Origin of the sequence: Flavobacterium sp. xlx-214 (assembly GCF_013874595.1) — a bacterium.
Classification (GTDB): domain Bacteria; phylum Bacteroidota; class Bacteroidia; order Flavobacteriales; family Flavobacteriaceae; genus Flavobacterium.
Window position 1 is genome coordinate 1,881,402 of the sequence record NZ_CP059431.1, and the last position, 21,639, is coordinate 1,903,040.

A 21,639-nucleotide genomic window follows, 5' to 3' on the forward strand; every position below is an offset into this window, starting at 1 on the left:
TAAGTTATGTTGAAAATAGAGATAATTAAATTAATTTTATCAATTGTATTCTTTTAAATATTAAAAACACATTAGAATTTTAAAGTACTTATAAGCAGTAATTTAAAATGTTTAATTTTGTGTTTTCATTTTAGGTATGCAAATATTAGTTGTTGAAGACGATAAAAGAATAAGCGATTTTCTAATTAAAGGATTAGAAGAAAACAATCATTTGGTTACATTGTGTAAATCTGCCGAAGATGTAATTCAACATTATACCACCATTCATTGGGATATTATTATTTGCGATATTATGTTACCTCAAATGGACGGCATGCAACTGGTACAAACCCTGCGTTTTAAAAAGGTATTTGCACCTATTTTAATGTTGAGTGCCTTAAGCGCGGTACAAGATAAAGTGGCGGCTTTAGATTTTGGTGCGGATGATTACATTACCAAACCGTTTCATTTTGATGAATTGCTTTCGCGTATCAATGCGCTAACTCGAAGAAACAATTATTCACAACGTGAACAACCTGAAAATGCTGTTGAATTTGGAACATTACGTATTGATTATGATCAGCATAAAGTGTTTATTGCTCAGGAACCTATAGAACTTTCTCCTCGCGAATTCAAATTACTTTCTTATTTGGTTGAAAATAAAGAAAAAGGAGTAACGCGAATTCAAATTTTAAATGCAGTTTGGGGCATTACATTTGATAATCATACCAATGTGGTAGATGTGTATATTTCGTATTTGCGTAATAAAATCGAGTTGAATTCTAAGTTTATCTACACAATTAAAGGGGTGGGCTATATGTTTAAATACGAGTAATATGAAATTAAAACATCGTTTATCGCTTTATTCTTTAATCATTTTTAGTGTTGTAATTGTTGTTATATCGGCTATTATCTACTTTTCGTTTTACAATACAATGGAACGAAAAGAGTTAAAATCGTTAGAAAGTAAATCGGTTTTGGCAGCTATCTTTTACTTAGATCAAGACGAATTGTCAAGTATGGAGCATGAAGATATCAGAGCGCAATTGGCTAAAAATATCTCAAGAAAAAATATTGCTGTTTATAGTGTTGATGGAAAACAAGTAAACGGAAAGTTGACTCATGATATTAATATTTCTTCAGTTTTTTTAAGCGATGTACAGCAAAAGAAGATTAGTAGTTTTGCTACAAATGACTTTTTTTATAACGGTATTTTTTACAAAGACAATCAAGGTGATTTTGTTGTAGTTACCAGAGAATCAAAGACAGAATTTAATGATCAACTCAATTCGTTGTTACAAATTCTAACAATCGTTTCTATTGCAAGTTTGGTTTTGATTTATTTTTTTAGTCAGTTTTTGGGATACATTGCCTATCAACCTATCAACAACATTATCAATCAAATAAAGAAGAGAAATACTACTAATTTTCAAGAACCTTTGCAATTAAAAAAATCGTATGCTGAGGTGGATGATTTAATAAAAACCTACAATCAGTTTATCGATCAAATTGCGCAGACTTTTTCGATACAAAAGAATTTTATTGATTATGTTTCGCACGAACTTCGTACACCCATTACTGCTTTAATAGGTACTTTAGAAGTTACCAAAAACAAACAACGCACTAGCCAAGAGTATGAACAAACCTTGTTGGCGTTAAACCAATATACAAATGATTTACAAGAATCGTTAGATCAAATGATGTTACTTTCGGGCGCAAAAACAAGCTTTGAACTAACTATGATTCGGATTGATGAAATTGTTTGGAAAGTTATTGAAAATGCCACATTGTACCATCAGGCAAAAATTGATGTCGATTTTCAGGTGCAAAACATCCATACTTTTAATTATCAGGGTAACGAAAAGTTATTAGAATTGGCGTTGAACAATATTTTATTTAATGCTATTAAATATTCTGATAATAAGCTAGTTAAGATTACTTTGTTTGAAGAAGATGGAAAGCTACAGTTACATATTGCCGATCAAGGAATTGGCATTTTAGAAGATGATTTAGAACATATTAAACAGAACTTCTTTCGAGGACAAAATACAAAACAGTATCAAGGCAAAGGAATTGGACTTTCTATGGCGCATATCATTTTTAAACTACATCAGATCGATTTGCAAATTGTTCCAAATAAACCTGTTGGAACGCTTGTTAAACTAAAGTTTAAGCATTTCTAATCTAATTCTAATCTACTTTAAAACCCACCTTAATCTTACACTTCTAATTTTGACATTGTAAAATTTTTAGAAGTGAAATCTTTTTTTATTCCCATTTTAGTGCTCAGTATTTGCGCATCGGTACAAGCGCAAACCGTTAATTTACAAGAATTAGAAGCACATTTTTTAGTAAATAATAGCCAATTAATAGCATCTAAATATGCTATTGATAGGGCTGATGCGCTTATAGTTCAAGAAAAATTATGGCAAAATCCTACTTTGTCTGTTTCCGAAGTCAATCTTTGGAAAACATATCGTGTTGAAGAACAACCTTATTTATTTGGTACTTATGGTAAAAATCAACAAATATCTGTTGAGTTAGAGCAGGTTATTGAAACGGCAGGCAAGCGAAAAAAAAGAGTAGCACTTAAACGTTTAGAGAAGCAAAGTGCTGTTTTAGAATACGAAGAGTTAATGCGAGAGCTTAAAAAAGAGTTGCGTTTGTCTTACCATCGTTTAAACAGAATCAAGCAAGAAGAAGTACAGTTATTAAATTCATTGTCGCTTTTTTCGCAGTTAAATGAAAAGTATGAAAAACAAGCCAAGGCGCAAAATATTGCTACTGCTGATTTTTATAGAGTGCAAACTGAGTTGGTTGATTTACAAAAAGAGCAAGTTATTTTAGAAAACGAAAAATGGGAAGCTTTAAATAGTTTACGCATCTTAACACACTTGCCAAATTTACAGCTTAATGAAATTGCGTTTTCTACGAATCAAATTCAGAAGCATTCATTACCCTTAGATGTTCTTAACGATGTTGGTCTGCAAAATATAGGCGTGAAACGTCAAGCAAATGAAATTAAAATAGCTGAAAGTCAATTGCTTTTAGAAAAAGCAGAGCGCGCACCCAATTTAACTTTACAAATGAATTATGATAGAGGCGGCAACATTATGCGCGATTTTATTGGTTTTGGTGTAAGTGTTGATTTGCCCATTTTTAACAACAACAAAGGCAATATCAAAGCTTCTGATGCCATGGTAAAACAGCAACAATCTACTTTGTTTTCTATGGAACATTCGGTGAAACAAACAGTTGTCAATTTGCATGAACAGTTAAATCGTTTAAGTACAACTTTAAATAATTGGCCGTCAAAAGATACTGAAGGTCAGCTTCAAATCTTAGAAAACTATAAAAAGCATTTACAAAATAAACAAATCACTTTGTTAGAGTTTATCGATTTTACACAAGCATATCGTCAGGCAAATCAAGCATTTTTTCAACTGCAAGAAACATACAATACAACATTAGAAGAGCTACAATACACCGTAGGTAAAGATTTATAGAATGAGAAAAACAATATATTTTTTAACTGCAATAGGAATTTTAGCAGTTAGTTGTCAATCAAAAAACGAAAATCAAACAGAAGCAGCAACAGAAAAACGCTTTTGTTTGAATGAGCAATTAAAGAAAACAACGTTGATATCAGAAGTGAAAGAACAACCTATTTATGAGCAATTAACGCTTTCTGGAAAGGTTGAATACAATGAAAATGATTTGGTTGCTTTTAAAAGTTTGTTGCAAGGTGTGGTGAGCAAGGTACATTTTGAATTAGGCGATTATGTAAAGCAAGGACAAGTCTTGGCCGTTGTAAATTCTACCGAAGTTCAAGGATTGGTACAAGAAAAAAGAAACTACCAAAATCAAATCGATTTACTACGAAAACAAATAAAGGCTAAGAAAGAATTGTTACAAGATGGTATGGCATCTTTACCCGAAGTTTCAGAATTAGAGCATCAGTTGCAATCAAATCAAATAGAAGTCGATAAAGTAAACGCTACTTTGTCTATGTACAAGGCAATTGGCAATGGCGCATTTCAAATTTTGGCACCTAAAAATGGCTACATCGTTCAAAAAAATATCAGTACAGGGCAATCTGTTTCTAGTGATATGGAAGATGCTTTGTTTTCTGTTTCTAATTTAAAGCAGGTGTGGGTTATGGTCAATATTTACGCGAACAATTTACAACATGTAAAAGTAGGTGATGCGGTTAAAGTGAAAACGGTTGCTTTTCCAGACAGACTTTATGCTGGTAAAATTGATAAAATATACAATGTTTTTGATGATAATGAGCATGTTATAAAAGCTAGAGTTGTGTTAGAAAATCAAGACCTTAATTTAATGCCAGGTTTAAGTGCCGATATTATTATAGACAAACAAAATGTAATTGGTAATGCTTTTGCTATTCCTAATAATGCAAAAATATTTGAGAATAATAAAGAATACATCGTGGTTTATAAAGACGATTGTTCAATGGAGGTGCGCAAAATAACACCAATTGCAGCAAACACAGAAAATACATTTGTGAAAGAAAAATTCACGAAAAACGAAAAAGTAATTGCCTCTAATGCCTTGCTTTTATATGCCGAACTAAATAAATAACAAATGAAAAAGTTAGTACAAACAGTCGTGACTTTTTCGTTACGAAACACCGTATTTATAATTTTTGCAACATTTGCACTGCTTTTTGCAGGTTTGTATGCATTGAAACACACGCCAATTGAAGCATTTCCTGATGTAACGAATACAAGAGCCCGCATTATAACGCAATGGTCAGGAAGAAGTGCCGAAGAAATGGAAAAACTAGTAACATTACCAGTTTCTAAAGTAATGAATAGTATTCCGCATAAATCTAATATTCGTTCCATTTCTCTTTTCGGATTATCGGTTGTAACTGTTCAGTTTGAAGATGGTGTAGATGATTTTTACGCACAGCAATACGTATCTAATAAGTTAAGTGGCGTTAATTTACCAGAAGGCGCTGATGCCGATATTGAACCGCCATCTGGTGCTACAGGTGAAATTTTTCGTTACGTTATAAAAAGCGATTTACCTATTAAGGAAGTAACCGCAATTCAAGATTGGGTGATAGAACGCGAATTACTTTCTGTATCTGGAGTAGCTGATGTGGTTAGTTTTGGAGGAGAAGAAAAAACGTATGAAATTAAAATCAATCCAACAGAATTAAAAAATTATGATTTATCGCCTTTGGATGTTTATGAAGCAGTTTCTAAATCAAACATTAATGTTGGTGGAGATGTTATTCAGCAAGGCGATCAAGCGTATGTTGTAAGAGGAGTAGGTTTGCTAGATAAAATAGAAGATATCGGTAACATCACCGTTAAATTAAATGGTTCTACACCAATCCTTATCAAAAATGTAGCAGATGTTGTTATTTCAAACAAACCTAGATTAGGACAAGTTGGTTATAACGAAAATGATGATATGGTTCAAGGTATTGTTATTATGTTACGTGGCGAAAATCCATCAGAAGTAATAGAAAACCTTAAAGTAAAAATTGAAGAGCTAAATAGTAGAACTTTACCTGATCATGTAAAAATTGAAACTGTTGTTGATCGTACCAAATTGGTTGATAACACTGTACATACCGTTTCTAAAAATATTGTAGAAGGTATTTTACTGGTTTCCTTAATCGTTTTTATATTTTTATATAATTGGAAATCAACCTTTATTGTAGCATCTGTTATTCCGCTTTCGTTTTTATTTGCTATTATCATGCTCAAAATTCAAGGCTTGCCCGCCAATTTAATATCCATGGGCTCATTGGATTTTGGACTGTTGTTAGAAGGAACCTTAGTTATTGTAGAAACCGTCTTTGTTGCCTTAGCCTCCATGCAGCACAAAGTAGGAGCAGAGCGCTTTGCTAAGATGAGCAAAATGGGCGTTATTAAGAAAAGTGCAGGCAGTGTAGCTTCTTATATTTTCTTTGCTTTAATCATTCTAATTGTAGCGTTATTACCAATTTTTTCATTTCAAAAGGTCGAGGGTAAAATGTTTTCGCCTTTAGCATTTACATTAGGCTATGCCTTGTTAGGTTCTTTAATATTAAGTTTAACTTATGTGCCTGCTATGTGTAAATTGCTGTTTAAGAAAAACATGGAAGAGAAAGAAAACTTTGTTACACGCTTTTTTCAAAAAACTATTTTTGGATTGTATGAAACGGCGTTTCGTTATAAAAAAGCTACAATAGGAATCTTTTTAGGCATTTTAGCTCTTTGTTTGTTTAAATTCTCGCACTACGGATCAGAATTCCTTCCAAAATTGAACGAGGGCGCTATTTATGTGCGCGCCACCTTACCCAACAGTATTAATTTGGAAGAATCAACCAAATTAACCAAAGAAATGAAGCAATTATTGCAAAAAGATTGCGAAGAAATCGATTTCATTTTAACACAAACGGGTCGACCAAATGATGGAACAGATCCAACCGGATTTTTTAATATCGAATTTAACATCCAATTGAAAGATGAGGCAGAGTGGAAGAGAAGTGTTTCTAAAGATGAAATCATTCAAGAAATGAGAGAAAAATTAGGCAAATACCCAGGTATTAATTTTGGATTCTCTCAGCCCATACAAGACAATGTAGAAGAATATGTAGCAGGAGTGAAGAGTTCTTTGGTGATCAAAATTTTTGGTGATGATTTGTACGATTTAGAAAAATACGCCAATAAAGTAGCTACCTCAATTGAAAAAGTAAACGGTATAACCGATATCAATGTTTACAAAAATATTGGATTACCAGAGCTTAGGATTGAATTAAGCGATACAAAGATGGCTAAATACGGCATTAGTACTGCTGATGTACAGGCTGTTATTGAGATGACAATTGGAGGACAAGCGGCTACTAAGTTTTATGAAAACGATAGACAATTTGATGTTATTCTTCGTTTTCAGGAAGCATATCGTGATACACCTGATAAAATTGGAAACATTTTGATACCTACCAGTAACGGTCAAAACGTTCCTTTGCAAGAAATTGCTAAGATTGGGTACCAAACAGGTCCCGCATTTATTTATCGTGAAGGTAACAGCCGATATATTGGGGTTGGTTTTAGTATTGAAGGTCGTGATTTAGGTAGCACAATTCAAGAAGCTAAAAAAGTGGTTGCGCAGGATGTTAAGTTACCAAAAGAGAATTTTATGGAATGGGCAGGTGAGTTTGAAAGCAAAGAACGCGCAGCAAATCAATTAATGTTAGTGGTACCTGTTTCATTAGTGCTTATTTTACTATTGCTGTACACCAATTTTGGAAACATTAAAGACACAGCCATTGCAGCATTAACCTTACCTTTTGCTTTTATTGGAGGATTTATCTCACTTTGGGCAACGGGAACTATTTTTGGAATATCTGCCGGTATTGGTTTTATCATTCTTTTTGGTGTAGCTACTATTGATGGAATTGTATTAATTGGAGTGATTAGTGATAATTTAAAACATAAGATGAAATTGAAAGAAGCTATCATCAATGGTGTAAAAACAAGGATACGCCCAGTTGTTATGATTGCTTTAATGGGATCTATGGGATTGTTACCTGCAGCCCTTTCAACAGGTATGGGATCAGAAATTCAACGACCTTTAGCCATTATGATTGTAGGTGGATTGATTATTTGTTTGATACTTTCTTTTACCGTTTTGCCCACTGTTTTTTATTGGGCATATAAAAAGGAAGAAAAATAATTTTTGTTTGTTAAGTGTTAGTTCTAAAATCGAGGTCAATTGATCTCGATTTTTTTATTTTGATTTAATAAAAATCAGTAACTTCATTAAAAACTTTATCCTTAAAAAATGAAAAATAGAATAAACATTCAAAACTTAGAACCCGATGCTTACAAAGCAATGTTTGCTTTAGAAAAATACCTTTCAACATCCATATTGACTATAAAACAGAAAGAGTTAATCAAAATTAGGGCTTCTCAAATTAATGGTTGCGCTTATTGTATTGACATGCATACAGAAGAAGCAATGAAAAATGGAGAAACAAACAGACGCATTTTTGCTATTAGTGCTTGGTGGGAATCGCCGCTTTTTGATGATTTAGAAAAAGTAATCCTGAAAATGACAGATGAGGTTACTTTAATTGCCAATCATGGGTTGACAGATGAAACATTTGAAAAGGCTAAAAAACACTTTAATGATAATGAAATTGCTCAAATCATCATGCAAATTGTTACCATAAATGCTTGGAACAGAATTGCTGTTTCAACACAAATGTTTCATGAGAAGTAATATATGTTATTGGGTATGTTTAAAAATTACTTTTTGTACGTACCCAATATTCTATCCCAAATAGATGTATAAAAGCCAAAGTTTTTTTGATTATTTAGGTGATGTTGATTATGAAATTTAGATGTGCCAATATATATTTTCTGAGCCCAATTTGGAAAGAATTCCCTATTTAAATGTCCAATTGTTCCCCAAATAAGGTTTAAAATTAAATAGGTAATAATCGAAATCATTGAGAAAGGATATGTTATAAAAACCAATAACATGAGTGTCCCAAAACCAAAAGTTTCAAAAGGGTGTAATACAAATAGGCTAAGTTGGTTTGTACTAATATGTTCATGATGTTTTTGATGAATTATTTTGTAAATCAGAGGAATATGAGCCAGATAATGAAAAAAATACATAAGTAAATCCATTACAAGTGTAATGATAACTATTTCTAATATGATTGTTATAATAGATTTATTATTGTTTAGTTGAATTAATTGAAATTTCCATAAAAAAACACCAATAAGCATTACAAGTGCATTTATAAAAACGGTTATAAAGCTTAAATACAAATCAGATTTGCTAAAGGGGTGATCTTTCTCTTGAATTTTATCTTTAGAACAAGTTTTATCAATGAAAAGGTATAATCCAATCGAGAAAAGATATAAAAACACATTACTGATCAAACTCAATAATAGCGATTCTAACCAAGATATTTTTTCTAAATAATACATCCAATTCATTTATTAAAAGTACACATTTCAAATGAAACAAAGTGTAAAAAGAGTGAACAACAAGAGGTTAAAATATTGTTTTCTTAATTAATTTTATAATTTTTGCTATGCCAACATACCTCGGAATATTCACCAATAAAACAGGAAGTTATAACGTTGAAGTTATCAATGATTTTGATGAGTTTCACATGCAAATTGGAGCTTTCAAATTCAGTGGTTCTGACTTAGATTCCTTTGAATTAGAAAACATAAATGAGTTCACAGAACAGGAATTAATTGATTTTGGTGTTGTTATCCATCGTCAAAATTATAATGAACTAAAAAATTATCAGCTTTCTTTAAAAATCCCTCAAATTTTGATTGATATGTCTTCTAAAAAGGAAATTAAAGTAACTATGGATGTACAATTAGAGCTGAAAGATAATTTTGAACAAGCAACGGTTTCATTTCAGATAGATGATGAGCATTATGAAGGAAAGCATGATTTCATGGAGTTGATTTTTGATGAAATACAACGTCAATTCAACGGTAAATATCGCTTTAAAAATTGTTATGGCTGTCTCTATGCTGATTATTCCGTTTATGGTCAAGGTTTTATGAGCTCTGTTTTATGTTTTAAGAACCAAAAAGAAGCTTACTTACAAGTCCATAATAAAAATGAATACATGATGAATTTAGAGCTACACGATTCGCAACAGCAAGAGATTTATTGTTGTGTTGAATACGAAATCAGAGATAAATCAGTTGGATATAGAGGAACTGTTTTGTAATTATGTCTTGAGCTAAAACGTTAATAAATTAACTCATTAAACACCAACAATGATAAAATCAATTTTATACAGCTTTGTACTTCTTTTTATATTTTGCAATTGTCAGTCAAAAACAGAAACTGCATTATCAAAAGAAAACAGCAACCAAAATACCTCAAAGGATACTTTGGTTTACGACACTTCTATTCAAACGGCTCATATTTTTGTAGCACTTTGCGATAATAAATATCAAGGTATTGTTCCTGTGCCTAGTAAAATAGGTAATGGTCAAGATCCTGCAAACAATTTGTATTGGGGGGCAATGTATGGTATAAAAACCTACTTTAAAAATAGTAAAGATTGGAAATTAGTGAAATCTTCCAAACAAAATGATTTTGTATTAGAACGATTGGTTTTTAAACACAAAACCCAAAATTTCTACTTAATTGCAGATGCTTATGATGGCAAAGAAATCAAAAAAGCGACCTCTGATTTTCTTTACAGTAGTTCCGGACAACAAAAGGATACAATTCAAATTAAAGGTAAAACCATTGGTATTAAAGGAAATGCAAAGTTATTAAGTTACATAGGTCATGATGGTTTGATGGATTTTCAATTAACAGATGATTTCAAAAACACTGATGAAAAACAGCGCGATATTATTGTATTAGCTTGTTATAGCAAGCGCTTTTTTGGACCACATCTGGAAGATGCAAAAGTTAACCCATTGGTATGGACAAGTAACTTAATGGCGCCTGAAGCTTATATTCTGCACGATGCTTTAAGCGGATATCTGGATAAAGAATCAAACACATCCATTCAAACTCGAGCTGCTACTGCTTATTCTAAGTATCAAAAATGTTCTATAAAAGCGGCAAAGAACTTACTGGTAACAGGTTGGTAATAAGCTATTTTAATTTATTTTTATTCAAAGGAAATTCCAAAAGATTTGTAAACAGAAGCGCGTTTTTTGTTTGCTTTAAAGCTTTATTTGATAAATTCTAGATTCTTCTTCCCAAGGATGATAACCATTTCCAATATATTCAAAACCATATTTTTCATAGAAACCAACAAGTTCCGTGCAAAGATTTAAATGTTTGAAACCAAAATGTTTACTGTCTTCTTTTGCCTTTTCAATTAATAAGCTACTGTAATGGTTGCCTCTGTGTTTTTCATCAATAAAAAGGGCGCAAAGCCACGGATATAAATCCATTCTACTAATAAAATCGTTTGTTATTAATCCAGCGCAACCAATAAGCACATCGTTTTTTTCTAATAAATACCATTGAGGCAATTCTTGCTTAGCAGTTATACAATTTGTTATGCAATCTTCATAAATAATAGGTAATACTTCAGACCAACTTTCTTGTAAATATTGTATTGCTTTTTCTTTGTATTCGGGTGTATTTCTAACAGAAATTATTTTTAACATGGTAAATAAGTTTAAACAGTTTTTTCTAGGTTTATGCGTTCCATAATTTTTTCAACAATCTTTTGATTTTGCTGTACACGCTTTTCTAAAGTAATTTCTAAGAAATAAGCAATAATACTAGCTCCAAGCATTTCCATTGCAACAGAAAATAATACATTGGTAAGCAAATCATTCAAAACGGTGTAATGAGAAAGCATTTCAGTGTATTCAGCAATTTTTGCAATTACCACCATAAAAACACTAACAGCAGCCAAGCGAAAAATATATTTTTTCTTAATAAAACTGGTATCTGAAAGTTTTGCAAGAAGTCTTGGATTTTTCTGCAAAAAATCAAGTTCGTTATTGGTTAGATTAAGCGATTTGTCCAACAAATCATTATCTACCATTTTATCAACAATCTTGTTAAATTCATTTTTTGCCATCAGCCTCAGTTCTTAATTATGTAACTAACTTTCTTCAAATTTAAACAATCTATCTATAAAATCAATTAATTAAATATGCACATAAAAAAGGAATTTATTCTGAACAGAAAAGAGTATGTTTTGTATTTTAGAGAACCGATTTTTTACATCAATCTACATGAAAACAAAAAGTTTAATCAACAGCTTTTGCATCAACAATCTTTTTGAACTGAATAATCCTTTTTATTATGTTTTATTAATTGAAAGCAAAGCGCAGTTTTCTATTGATATGATCGATTATGAAATTGATCAAAAAAGTTGTGTCTTTTTAAGCCCTTATCAATATTTTCAAATGAAAAATAATTCAGAACAAAGTGTTCAAATTCTTTCTTTTCATGGCGATTTTTATTGTATTGAATATCATAAAAAAGAGGTGGCGTGCAACGGTATTTTGTTTAATAATATTTACGATACTCCATATATACTTCTTAATGAGGAGCAGTTTGATGAAATAGCGCGACTTTTTTACAAAATAAAAGAGCTACAAAACCAAACAGAATCGTATGAAATTGCATTAATGAAGGCGTATCTTCAGGTAATATTAGCTATTTGCAGTAAAGAAAAACAATTGACCTTGCATCAAACGAATTCGCAACAATACAATGAATTTAGTTCTTTTAGAGAGTTAATTGAAAAACACTTTTTAATAGAGAAATCAATTGCCTTTTATGCGAATCATTATAGTGTTTCCAACGAAGCTTTGAGTAAAAAAGTAAAAGCACTTTATGGCAAACCTCCAACTGTTTTAATACGAGAGCGATGGGTTTTGGAAGCTAAAAAACAATTGCATTTAACATATAAAAACATAAACGAAATAGCTTTTGAATTAGGGTTTGATGATGAATTTTATTTTAGTAAATATTTTAAAAAAGAAGTAGGGGTATCGCCAAAAAAATATAGAGAACAAGTAGGAATTTCAATAGTAGCAAAATAGTACATGTTTCAAACAAAAAAAGCCATTTTGCAATAGAAATTGAATTGTGATATTTGATGTTTAAAAACAACAGGATGATTCAAATATTTAGATTGCTTTCAAAAGCACAGCAAAAGTTTATTTATTTCTTAAATATTGCCATTTTTATAGTAATGGTTTGGATAGGAGGGCTTAAAGCGTTTCAATATGAGGCCGATGGTATTGTTCCTTTTGTAAGCAATAGTCCACTTATGAGTTTTTTCTACAAGCACTCCAACCAGACAGAAGTTAACGAAGAAGGAAAGAAAGTTGTGGCTTACACTTTATATAAAAATCCAGAAGGCAAAGTTGTACAAAAGCATATTGATTGGCATAAAGAAAACGGAACTTATTTGTTTTCTTATGGATTGGGAATTGTAATTGTTTTAATAGGAATTTTGGTTTTATTGGGCATTTGGTTTCCAAAAATAGGAGTTTTAGGTGGATTGCTAACCTTTTGTATGTCAATAGTTACACTTTCGTTTCTAATTACTACACCTGAAACATTTGTACCGAATTTAGGAGGCGATTATCCTACGCCAAACTACGGTTTCCCTTATTTAGCAGTAGCTGGACGATTAGTAATTAAAGATATCATCATGATGGCTGGTGGATTAATTATCGCGTCAAATGCGGCTTCAACTTATTTAAAAAAGAAACAGAAATAACATTTTTTACTACATGATTTCAAAATAAGGATCTTCAATATGCTTATTTGGTTTTATGTACACCACTTGGTTTTCCATATCAAAAATCCAATTAAATCTTTTCAAAACATCTGCACCAAGGTAATTAAAGGTTTGGTTTTTAATAGATCCAATAAAAAAACCTGCCGATACATCTTTAAGAGTAATTGAACCAATTTCTAAAATGGGTAAAACACCTTGCTTAGTTGTAATACTTTGGTTAGCAGCATTTTTTAAGGTTCTTTCTCCTGTAGTTTTTAGCTTTGCATCTAAGTTGTTGTTATCTGTAAATGCGTTACTGTAAAGCAATCCTCCTGAATATCCTGATTGCAATAAAAAATCGGCGCTATAGGTTTCATTTCCTATCGTACTTTTACAAGTAATAAATATTTGTCCGTATTCATTTTGGGTAAACGGCAATTTTGTATAATCGTTAATAGCGGGTAAATTATCGTAAATTTCGAATTGATTTAAATCGTAATCAATTTTAAAACTTTTCCCTTTAAAAAGTACGGTTCCTATTTTTCCATCAGTTCCATGTCCCGCAAGTTCATTATCGTAAAATTTTATATTCTCCCAATTGAGGTTGCCAATTTTTAAAGCATTTTGGTTGCTAACATCATCTTTAAATACAACACTTTCTGCTTTGTTAACTCTTTGTGGGGATAGAGCTCCATCTTTCATCGCAATTTGAAACATCAATTTAACTGAATCCTTTTCATTCACAAAACCATCTAAAATAATTGAATTGTATTTGGTTAATTTAAACGGAATGATTTCTTGCGCGTTGCTTAAATTAGAAATGAAAAAACTAAGTATCAAGAAGCAAAATGTTTTTACATGACTATTTAGGCTATGGTTGGATGTGTATTTTTTCATAAAAAAATTTTCTGCTAAGCTATTGATTTTACACTACAAATAATCAACTGTTTTTGATTTGTTCAAAAAATACGGTTTGAAATTAGACCTAAATCTATTTATTTCTCAAAAAATCACTTGGCCTGTATTGCATTACATTCATAAAGCTATTGGTAAATGCCTGTACACTTTTATAACCAACTTTAAAAGCTATTTCAGAAATCGTCCATTCTTTGGAACTCAATAATTCTAAACTTTTAATAATACGCAGCATTTGTTGGTATCTACTCAATGTTAAACCTGTTTCTTTTTTAAAAATTCGTTCTAAACTACGTAAAGATAAAGTGGCTGAATAACTTAATTCTTCCATCTTCATATCTTCGGCATAATGCAAATTCAGATAATCTACCGCTTTTTTTAGTCGCAAATCTTTTGGCAGACTCATACAAATTTGCAAAGAATTAGCAACTAGCTGAGGCAATTCATTTAATAAAGCATGTAAAAAAACACGTTCATCTTCATTCTCTTCTTTGTTTTGCGACCACTTTTCTGCATATTTTATCATCTCTTTTAGTAAGGGAGGAACCGAGAAAATATGTACTTGATGATAAAAATCTTCAGCTTCAGGTGCATCAAAGAATATAATCATCAATTTTATCTTTTCAGAATGTGAATTCGTTTTGTGAATGGCATTTGATGGAATCCAAGCGGCGTGATTTTGAGGCAATAAATAAATTTTTTCATTAACCGTAAGGTATTGAAAACCGCTTTCTACATAAACCAATTGCGCTTTTTTATGATAATGTAATTCATCTTCGTGCGTCCAATTATCTTCAAACCAAACAAAATAAGGTTTTTCAATTTCGTCAACTAACGTAGAATTTTCAATAACACACATGTCGTTTTAGATTAACAATATGACAAATATAAATTAAATACCCTTAGTAATTTTGTTTTCAAATATTTATTACATGAAAACTGAAACAAATAATACATCTGTATATTTATTAGCAACGCTTAATGTTCTTATAGTTATTTTGATATCAAGTACGCTTCGTTCACCAATTACATCGGTAGGTCCCGTACTTAGTGAAATCAGCAATTCGCTTCAACTAGATCATTTACAAGGCAGTCTTTTAACATCCATTCCCTTATTGATGTTTGCTAGTTGTTCTGTGTTGGTGAGTCGTTTTTCAACAAAATTCAGTATGAATCAATTGCTTTTGTATGCGTTGATTATTCTAAGTTTTGGATTATTTCTTCGCGTTTTTGGAAACATAGAAACACTATTTGTTGGATCAATTTTCATAGGATTGGGCATTTGCGTTGGTAATGTGATTACACCAGGATTTATAAAAACCAATTTCCCCAAACATATAGGATTGATGACAGGCATATTTGCTGTTGCAATGAATCTTACTGCTGCATTAGCGTCGGGTTATAGCGTAAGTATTGGTGAATGGACAGGCTTTGGCTGGCGAGGATCATTGGGTATTTGGTTGATTATTGCAATTTTAGGATTGTTTGTTTTGCTGATTGAATTGATTTTCAACAAAAAAAACTCTACTAAAAGTGACAGTTTGGTAAAAGCTGAAAAAAGTAATTTTAATATTTTTAAATCGGCACAAGCTTGGAATATCAGTGTTTTTATGGGCTTGCAATCTGCTGTTTATTATAGTTTGATCTCTTGGTTGCCAGCTGTTTTAAGAGATTATGGAATGATTGGAAATCAACCCGGATGGATTTTATTCACCATTCAAATCGCAATGATTCCTATTACATTTGTAGGTCCAATTATTGCTAACCGAATGAAAAATCAAAAACCGATGATGCTTTTTATTTGTGTTATGATGTTTGTGAGTATGTTGATGTTTGCTTGGCTAAAAACCGATTACATTTATGCTACAGCCATTTTATTGGGTTTGTCAAACGGATTATCTTTTAGTTTATCAATTTTATTTTTCTCCTTGCGTACAAAATCCAGCGTTAACGCCATTAAGATTTCTGGAATGGCTCAATCTATAGGGTACTTAATTGCAGCTTTTGGCCCTCCTATTTTTGGCAAATTACACGATTGGGATATCTCTTGGCAAACTTCGTTTTACTTTATTGCCTTGCTCATCATTATTATGTTTTTCTTTGGTTGGAAAGCTTCTCAAGACAGATTTATAGAAGATAAGTAGATATTTGAGTACTTTTGTATTTTATTTTTGAGATAATGAAACAGCAAAAACATTGGTCTATTGTAGAATATTTGCATCAAACGGTAACCAATCCCAATATTCATATTAAAGGCACAACAAGTTATTACAGCAATGCTTGGAGTGGTACATTTGAGGAAAGTGTTGTCCGCTATTTGTATGGTGATGCTTTTAGTTTGGAGAATTGGGAGCCAGCTTGGAAAATCGATCAATTATACATCGGATCTTATGTTTGTATTGCAGCTGAAGCTGTTATATTAATGGGTGGCAACAACACACATCGTACCGATTGGTTTAGTCTTTATCCTTTTGAAGATAAAATTACAGAAGCTTATCAAGGTAAGAGCGATACTATTATTAGCGATGGCGTTTGGATTGGAATGCGAGCAATGATAATGCCTGGAATTAAAATTGGTGAAGGTGCTATTATTGCATCGGGTGCTGTTGTAACAAAAGATGTTCCTCCTTACACTATGGTTGCTGGAAATCCTGCTAAAGAAATTAAAAAACGATTTGATACAGTATCGATTGAGACCTTATTGAAACTGAAAATATACGATTGGGATGTTGTCAAGTTTAATGAGCTGAAAGATTACATTTGTTCTGATAACATTGACAACTTAGTGCTACAAAGTCAGTTGTACGAAATTAAAAATACTTAACGATTTATGATTAGAAAAATTGAACCGAAAGATTATCAAGATTTAATACCAATTTGGGAAAGTGCAGTCTTAAATACTCACGATTTTTTGAAAAAAGAAGATTTCGAATTTTATAAAGAACAAATGCCCTTATATTTTGAGCACGTCGATTTATTTGGCTTTGAAGAAAATGGGAAATTAGTTGGTTTTATGGGGATTGCAAATGAAAGCCTTGAAATGTTATTTATTCATAATGATGTGCGTGGAAAAGGAATCGGCAAACAATTATTAGAATACAGCATTGCTAATTGTAAAGTTACAAAGGTAGATGTTAACGAACAAAATAGCCAAGCTGTCGGTTTTTATGAACATATGGGTTTTCGAGTATTAAACCGCTCTGAACTTGACGGACAAGGAAAAGAATATCCTATTTTGCATATGAGTTTGTAAATTTTACAAGCTCATACTTTATTATTAGCAACTTATATAAATTAAGCAATTCTTTTACCTAATATTTTTAAACCTTTTTCTTCTCCATCAAGTAAAGCAATATTTGGAAGGGTTGTCACTAACCCAACCAATAATCTCATTTTTATTATTTGTAATTCTCTTTCTAGCTTTACTTAAGTCTACAACTTTAATTTTAAATTATATAATGTAACGTATGTCTTTTCTATTCATAAATTACAAAGATATGCACTTAAAGAAATAAATTCATTTTGTCTAAGTCGGTGTTGGTAGCTCAAAAAAACTTGTTAAACAAAAGATGGAGGAGAAACACCTTATTTTTTAGAAGCTTTTATGATTTATACAAAAATAGAAAAACCAAGCATATTGTGCTTGGTTAACTTTTATAATATTTTTTACATTTTTGATATAACACCAGAACCTAAAAGCTCTTCGTTTTGATGCCACGATACAAATTGACCTTCGGTTATACCTGACTGCGGATTTTCAAATCGTACAAAAAGACCTAATTCTGTTTTATACAAAGTAGCTTTTTCTAATGGTTGACGGTAACGAATACGCGCCATAACTTCCATTTCTTGTCCGTTTTGTAGTTTTAAATCTTCTCTTATCCAATGTATTTCCTCTGGTTTTACCCATAACGTTTTGGCAAATAATCCTAAATGATGACTTCCTTGCCCTGTATAAATGGTATTTTCTTTTACATTGGTACCAATAATAAACAATGGTTCTTGTGTACCCCCAATATTTAAACCTTTACGCTGACCAATAGTAAAATAATGTGCTCCATTATGCTCACCTACTTTTTTACCCATTTCTGGTGTAAAATGAATTGCTGTACTTTCACTTATTAACTGCTCTAAAAAGTTTTCCTTTTCTGGTTTTGGTTGAAAAATAATATGGTCATTTTCAATTTCATACACTAAACCCTTTTTAGGCTTTAATTGCTGTTGTAAAAACTCAGGCAAACGAACTTTACCAATAAAACATAAACCTTGTGAATCCTTTTTTTCTGCCGTAACTAAATTGTGTTTAGCTGCAATTTCTCGCACTTCAGGCTTAAGATATTCGCCAATTGGAAATAATGCTTTTGCTAATTGTTCTTGTGATAGCTGACATAAAAAATACGATTGGTCTTTGTTAGGATCTTTACCTGCTAACAATTTATAAACCGTTTTTCCATCAATTTGTTCTTCTGCTTTTCTACAATAATGACCTGTAGCAACAAAATCGGCACCCAATTCTAATGCAATTTTCATAAAAACATCGAATTTAATTTCGCGATTACACAAGACGTCAGGATTAGGTGTACGACCGTTTTCATACTCCTTAAACATATAATCTACAATACGCTCTTTGTATTGCTCGCTTAAATCGACTGTTTGAAATGGAATTCCTAATTTTTCGGCAACAAGTAACGCATCGTTACTGTCTTCTAGCCAAGGGCATTCATCGGAAATGGTTACAGAATCGTCGTGCCAATTTTTCATAAATAACCCAATTACTTCGTAACCTTGATCTAATAATAATTGTGCAGCAACGCTAGAATCAACTCCTCCAGAAAGACCTACTACTACTCTTTTTTTCATGATGTAAAATCTGAAATGCAAATTTACAACAATTGCTTGAGTTGTTTTTTACTTAGTAGCTTTTTTAGGTAGAATTAAGTTTCCGTTAACATATTTTGCTTCGTCGGTAATTTTTCCAGTATCATCACGAATAATGATTTTACCGTCTAAAATGCCATTTTTGTTCTGGGTTTCTTTAATTTTCACTCCGTTTTCAGCATATTGATACGCAATTCCATCTGCAATTCCGTTTTTGTATTCAATTTCCTCAGAAAGTTTTCCTGAAGGATAATAAACCTTTTTAATTCCGTTCAATTTATCATTCTTATAAGGTTCATCTGCCATAACCTGAACACCATCAAAATGATAGGTTTTCCAAACACCTTCTTTTAATTTATTGATGTAAATACCTTCGGACATTTTCTTTTTGCCGTTATAATAAATAGTATAAACAGATCCATCCGCTTTAAACTCTTTTGAAGCAATTAGCTTTTTGTTAGGTTCATCGGCATAAAATTTAAAAGTACCAACTTCTTTTCCGTTCTTAAAAGTACCTTCATACTTTACCATTTTAGAATTAGGATAATACCCAATCCAACTACCTTCTTTATTGCCTTGTGCGTTTGTTTTGTTTACATCTTGTGCAAAAGTTGCCGTTATAGTTGTTAAAAACAAAAATGCTGTAACGATATATTTTTTCATAATTATTAATATTAATAGTATTCTGTAATCAAAAACTTGACCAAAAAAAAGCATCCTTCTAAAAGGATGCTAAATGTAAATATTTAAAATGAATTACTTTTTGTTTTGATTCATTTTTTGTTGTTGCTGAGCCTGCTCCATCATTTGATCCATTTTTTGTTGGAATTTAGATTTAGGCTTGTCTTTTGATTTATTGGTTTCAATAATTGCTTTTACCTTATCTTCTGTAACAATTTTGTTCTTAATTACATACATAATACCAATGGTAATTAAATTCGAAATAAAGTAATACAATGATAAACCAGAAGCGTAATTATTAAAGAAGAACAACATCATAAGTGGCGAAATGTAAATCATTACCTTCATAATTTTGCTCATATCAGGCATACCTTCTTGTTGCGGAGTCATTGCTGCTTGATCGCCTGTTGTCATTTTCATATAAACAAAAGTTGCTAAAGCTGCCAAAATTGGGAACAAAGCTACGTGATTTCCATAAAAAGGAATTTTGAAAGGTAACGTAAAAACGCTATCGTATGATGATAAATCATCAGCCCAAAGGAATGCTTTTTGTCTTAAATCGAAAGCTGATGGAAAAAAGCTAAACAACGCATAGAAAACAGGCAACTGAATTAACATTGGTATACAACCAGCCATTGGATTTACCCCCGCTTTGTTGTACAACTTCATGGTTTCTTGTTGCTTTTTCATTGGATCTTTAGCATACTTTTCGTTTAATTCATTCACTTCTGGACGAATTACTTTCATTTTTGCTTGAGAAACGTACGATTTGTACTGAATTGGCGACATTATTAAACGAATTACCACTGTAAACAATACAATTGCAATTCCGTGTGGAATTAAATGCGTTAATAATGTAAACAAAGGAATAATGGCAATACGGTTTAACCAACCAAAAATACCCCAACCTAATGGTACAATTTCATCTAAATTTTTGTCATATTTTTTTAAGATGTTGTAATCAGATGGTCCCATGTATAAATTCATATTATACGTTAACTCACCACCTTTATATTCTAATGGTAATTTAGCTTCAAAATCTTTTAAGAAACCAGCATTATCATCTTCATCCTTCACTAAATTTTCTTGAGAAACCGTTGCACTTTTAATAGCTGTATCAGTTAATAAAACCGATGTAAATAAATGCTGTTTAAAAGCTACGTAAGTTAAATCCTTCACCTCGTCTGAAGTAGTTTTAGCAGGATTTAAATAATCATCTTTACCATCTTCATACTCAAAAACAACTTCAGCATAACGATTCTCATAAGTGATTGATTTCTCATTACGTGTAGCTTTTAATTGCCAATCTAAAACAGCTGGTTTAGAACCATCAATTACATTGCTTAAACCAACCGTTTTTACACTTAAGTCTAACATATAATCGTTTGGTTTTAACACATAACGATATTCTAAGTAAGCTGCTTCAGAAGTTTTTAACTTCATAGAAACAACCGTATTTTCACCTTCTTTTGACACAGTTGGTTCAAACAACAAATCTTTTGTATCAAAAGTTCTACGATCTTTGGTTACAAACTGTAAATTAAGTTTAGAGTTATTATCTTTAATAATCTTAACTAAATCTTCATTTTTGCTTGAAATACGTTTTTGATTATTAACTGTTGCTTCTTTAATAAAACCACCTTTATTTGAAAAAACTAATGTTAAAACACCATTAGAAACTTCAATATCTTTAGCGTTTGCAACACTTGGCAAAGCAGCACCATAAGCAAAAGGACCTAAAGCAGCTTTAAGTTGTTCATTTACAACTGTATCATTAGCAGCATTAGCAGCTAATTTTTCAATATTATTAGAAGCAGCAACTTCGGTTTTTGGTTTTTCGGCAGATTTTTCATCTTTTTTATCTGAAAACATATTTCCAGACATCATCCAGATTAATAAACCTGTAATTAAAGCCATTCCAATTAGGCTACTCTTGTCTAATTTTTTTTCTTCCATCT

General features: G+C 31.5%; 21 protein-coding genes. 13 read left to right on the forward strand and 8 right to left on the reverse strand.

From position 1 onward, the window contains the following. Positions 1–136: 136 nt before the first annotated feature. From H1R17_RS08930 to H1R17_RS08955, 6 genes are all read left to right on the forward strand, one after another. A complete protein-coding gene (locus tag H1R17_RS08930; RefSeq protein ID WP_163432257.1) occupies positions 137–814 on the forward strand; it encodes a response regulator transcription factor in 678 nt (225 codons plus the stop codon). 1 nt (position 815) lies between these two features. Continuing rightward, a complete protein-coding gene (locus H1R17_RS08935; RefSeq protein WP_240453354.1) occupies positions 816–2,162 on the forward strand; it encodes a sensor histidine kinase KdpD in 1,347 nt (448 codons plus the stop codon). A gap of 72 nt (positions 2,163–2,234) precedes the next feature. Beyond that, a complete protein-coding gene (locus H1R17_RS08940) occupies positions 2,235–3,485 on the forward strand; it encodes a TolC family protein (protein WP_163432256.1) in 1,251 nt (416 codons plus the stop codon). A 1-nt stretch (position 3,486) separates the two neighbouring features. Next, positions 3,487–4,581 (forward strand): efflux RND transporter periplasmic adaptor subunit, encoded by a 1,095-nt coding sequence (locus H1R17_RS08945; protein ID WP_163432255.1) that lies wholly within the window; start codon positions 3,487–3,489, stop codon positions 4,579–4,581. 3 nt (positions 4,582–4,584) lie between these two features. After that, the gene (locus tag H1R17_RS08950; RefSeq protein ID WP_163432254.1) at positions 4,585–7,677 is read left to right on the forward strand and encodes an efflux RND transporter permease subunit; all 3,093 of its coding nucleotides are present in this window, start codon (positions 4,585–4,587) and stop codon (positions 7,675–7,677) included. Positions 7,678–7,785: 108 nt separating this feature from the next. Then, positions 7,786–8,226: a carboxymuconolactone decarboxylase family protein gene (locus tag H1R17_RS08955; RefSeq protein ID WP_163432253.1), complete on the forward strand. Its 441-nt coding sequence runs from the start codon at positions 7,786–7,788 to the stop codon at positions 8,224–8,226. A gap of 26 nt (positions 8,227–8,252) precedes the next feature. Here the strand turns inward: H1R17_RS08955 and H1R17_RS08960 are convergent, their stop codons facing one another. Then, positions 8,253–8,954, reverse strand: a complete 702-nt coding sequence (locus H1R17_RS08960) for a sterol desaturase family protein (RefSeq protein WP_163432252.1) — start codon at positions 8,952–8,954, stop codon at positions 8,253–8,255. Between the two features lie 98 nt (positions 8,955–9,052). On the opposite strand from H1R17_RS08960, the gene H1R17_RS08965 reads away from it, so the two are divergent. Further along, positions 9,053–9,715, forward strand: a complete 663-nt coding sequence (locus H1R17_RS08965) for a DUF6304 family protein (protein WP_163432251.1) — start codon at positions 9,053–9,055, stop codon at positions 9,713–9,715. A 49-nt stretch (positions 9,716–9,764) separates the two neighbouring features. Continuing rightward, complete coding sequence (locus tag H1R17_RS08970; RefSeq protein WP_240453353.1) at positions 9,765–10,598, forward strand: hypothetical protein; 834 nt, start codon at positions 9,765–9,767, stop codon at positions 10,596–10,598. 75 nt (positions 10,599–10,673) lie between these two features. Here the strand turns inward: H1R17_RS08970 and H1R17_RS08975 are convergent, their stop codons facing one another. Then, entirely contained in the window at positions 10,674–11,126 is a 453-nt protein-coding gene (locus H1R17_RS08975; RefSeq protein ID WP_163432250.1) for a GNAT family N-acetyltransferase, read from the reverse strand. A gap of 11 nt (positions 11,127–11,137) precedes the next feature. Next, positions 11,138–11,548 carry a hypothetical protein gene (locus tag H1R17_RS08980; RefSeq protein WP_163432249.1) on the reverse strand — a complete coding sequence of 137 codons (411 nt, stop codon included), beginning with the start codon at positions 11,546–11,548 and terminating at the stop codon, positions 11,138–11,140. A gap of 157 nt (positions 11,549–11,705) precedes the next feature. Between H1R17_RS08980 and H1R17_RS08985 the strand changes: the two genes are divergently transcribed. Both H1R17_RS08985 and H1R17_RS08990 read left to right on the forward strand, forming a co-directional pair. Further along, entirely contained in the window at positions 11,706–12,521 is an 816-nt protein-coding gene (locus tag H1R17_RS08985; RefSeq protein ID WP_163432248.1) for an AraC family transcriptional regulator, read from the forward strand. A gap of 74 nt (positions 12,522–12,595) precedes the next feature. Further along, positions 12,596–13,207, forward strand: coding sequence for a DUF417 family protein (locus H1R17_RS08990; RefSeq protein WP_163432247.1), 612 nt, complete (start codon positions 12,596–12,598; stop codon positions 13,205–13,207). A 9-nt stretch (positions 13,208–13,216) separates the two neighbouring features. On the opposite strand, the gene H1R17_RS08995 is transcribed toward H1R17_RS08990, so the two are convergent. Both H1R17_RS08995 and H1R17_RS09000 read right to left on the reverse strand, forming a co-directional pair. Next, on the reverse strand, positions 13,217–14,104 hold the full coding sequence (locus H1R17_RS08995; protein ID WP_255489020.1) for a hypothetical protein: 888 nt from the start codon (positions 14,102–14,104) through the stop codon (positions 13,217–13,219). Between the two features lie 94 nt (positions 14,105–14,198). Then, positions 14,199–14,981: an AraC family transcriptional regulator gene (locus H1R17_RS09000; RefSeq protein WP_163432245.1), complete on the reverse strand. Its 783-nt coding sequence runs from the start codon at positions 14,979–14,981 to the stop codon at positions 14,199–14,201. 73 nt (positions 14,982–15,054) lie between these two features. On the opposite strand from H1R17_RS09000, the gene H1R17_RS09005 reads away from it, so the two are divergent. The 3 genes from H1R17_RS09005 to H1R17_RS09015 are packed head-to-tail and all read left to right on the forward strand — an operon-like array spanning position 15,055 to position 17,375. Then, positions 15,055–16,266 carry an MFS transporter gene (locus tag H1R17_RS09005; protein WP_163432244.1) on the forward strand — a complete coding sequence of 404 codons (1,212 nt, stop codon included), beginning with the start codon at positions 15,055–15,057 and terminating at the stop codon, positions 16,264–16,266. Between the two features lie 35 nt (positions 16,267–16,301). After that, positions 16,302–16,946, forward strand: coding sequence for a CatB-related O-acetyltransferase (locus tag H1R17_RS09010; protein WP_181729218.1), 645 nt, complete (start codon positions 16,302–16,304; stop codon positions 16,944–16,946). Between the two features lie 6 nt (positions 16,947–16,952). After that, a complete protein-coding gene (locus H1R17_RS09015; protein ID WP_163432243.1) occupies positions 16,953–17,375 on the forward strand; it encodes a GNAT family N-acetyltransferase in 423 nt (140 codons plus the stop codon). A gap of 413 nt (positions 17,376–17,788) precedes the next feature. Here the strand turns inward: H1R17_RS09015 and mnmA are convergent, their stop codons facing one another. The 3 genes from mnmA to yidC form a co-directional block, all read right to left on the reverse strand. Further along, entirely contained in the window at positions 17,789–18,982 is a 1,194-nt protein-coding gene (gene mnmA, locus H1R17_RS09020; RefSeq protein ID WP_163432242.1) for a tRNA 2-thiouridine(34) synthase MnmA, read from the reverse strand. Between the two features lie 48 nt (positions 18,983–19,030). Next, positions 19,031–19,663, reverse strand: coding sequence for a toxin-antitoxin system YwqK family antitoxin (locus H1R17_RS09025; protein ID WP_163432241.1), 633 nt, complete (start codon positions 19,661–19,663; stop codon positions 19,031–19,033). A 93-nt stretch (positions 19,664–19,756) separates the two neighbouring features. Continuing rightward, complete coding sequence (gene yidC, locus H1R17_RS09030; RefSeq protein ID WP_163432240.1) at positions 19,757–21,637, reverse strand: membrane protein insertase YidC; 1,881 nt, start codon at positions 21,635–21,637, stop codon at positions 19,757–19,759. Between the last annotated feature and the right edge of the window lie 2 nt (positions 21,638–21,639).

Excerpts from the sequence above, each read along its gene's own strand:
- yidC (WP_163432240.1), bottom strand. The coding sequence starts at position 21,637 with ATGGAAGAAAAAAAATTAGACAAGAGTAGCCTAATTGGAATGGCTTTA.
- H1R17_RS08980 (WP_163432249.1), bottom strand. The coding sequence starts at position 11,548 with ATGGCAAAAAATGAATTTAACAAGATTGTTGATAAAATGGTAGATAAT.
- H1R17_RS08990 (WP_163432247.1), top strand. The coding sequence starts at position 12,596 with ATGATTCAAATATTTAGATTGCTTTCAAAAGCACAGCAAAAGTTTATT.
- H1R17_RS09005 (WP_163432244.1), top strand. The coding sequence starts at position 15,055 with ATGAAAACTGAAACAAATAATACATCTGTATATTTATTAGCAACGCTT.
- H1R17_RS09025 (WP_163432241.1), bottom strand. The coding sequence starts at position 19,663 with ATGAAAAAATATATCGTTACAGCATTTTTGTTTTTAACAACTATAACG.
- H1R17_RS08975 (WP_163432250.1), bottom strand. The coding sequence starts at position 11,126 with ATGTTAAAAATAATTTCTGTTAGAAATACACCCGAATACAAAGAAAAA.
- H1R17_RS08950 (WP_163432254.1), top strand. The coding sequence starts at position 4,585 with ATGAAAAAGTTAGTACAAACAGTCGTGACTTTTTCGTTACGAAACACC.
- H1R17_RS08955 (WP_163432253.1), top strand. The coding sequence starts at position 7,786 with ATGAAAAATAGAATAAACATTCAAAACTTAGAACCCGATGCTTACAAA.
- H1R17_RS08970 (WP_240453353.1), top strand. The coding sequence starts at position 9,765 with ATGATAAAATCAATTTTATACAGCTTTGTACTTCTTTTTATATTTTGC.
- H1R17_RS08960 (WP_163432252.1), bottom strand. The coding sequence starts at position 8,954 with ATGAATTGGATGTATTATTTAGAAAAAATATCTTGGTTAGAATCGCTA.
- H1R17_RS08930 (WP_163432257.1), top strand. The coding sequence starts at position 137 with ATGCAAATATTAGTTGTTGAAGACGATAAAAGAATAAGCGATTTTCTA.
- H1R17_RS08995 (WP_255489020.1), bottom strand. The coding sequence starts at position 14,104 with ATGAAAAAATACACATCCAACCATAGCCTAAATAGTCATGTAAAAACA.
- H1R17_RS09015 (WP_163432243.1), top strand. The coding sequence starts at position 16,953 with ATGATTAGAAAAATTGAACCGAAAGATTATCAAGATTTAATACCAATT.
- H1R17_RS09010 (WP_181729218.1), top strand. The coding sequence starts at position 16,302 with ATGAAACAGCAAAAACATTGGTCTATTGTAGAATATTTGCATCAAACG.
- H1R17_RS09000 (WP_163432245.1), bottom strand. The coding sequence starts at position 14,981 with ATGTGTGTTATTGAAAATTCTACGTTAGTTGACGAAATTGAAAAACCT.
- H1R17_RS08965 (WP_163432251.1), top strand. The coding sequence starts at position 9,053 with ATGCCAACATACCTCGGAATATTCACCAATAAAACAGGAAGTTATAAC.
- H1R17_RS08935 (WP_240453354.1), top strand. The coding sequence starts at position 816 with ATGAAATTAAAACATCGTTTATCGCTTTATTCTTTAATCATTTTTAGT.
- mnmA (WP_163432242.1), bottom strand. The coding sequence starts at position 18,982 with ATGAAAAAAAGAGTAGTAGTAGGTCTTTCTGGAGGAGTTGATTCTAGC.
- H1R17_RS08985 (WP_163432248.1), top strand. The coding sequence starts at position 11,706 with ATGAAAACAAAAAGTTTAATCAACAGCTTTTGCATCAACAATCTTTTT.
- H1R17_RS08945 (WP_163432255.1), top strand. The coding sequence starts at position 3,487 with ATGAGAAAAACAATATATTTTTTAACTGCAATAGGAATTTTAGCAGTT.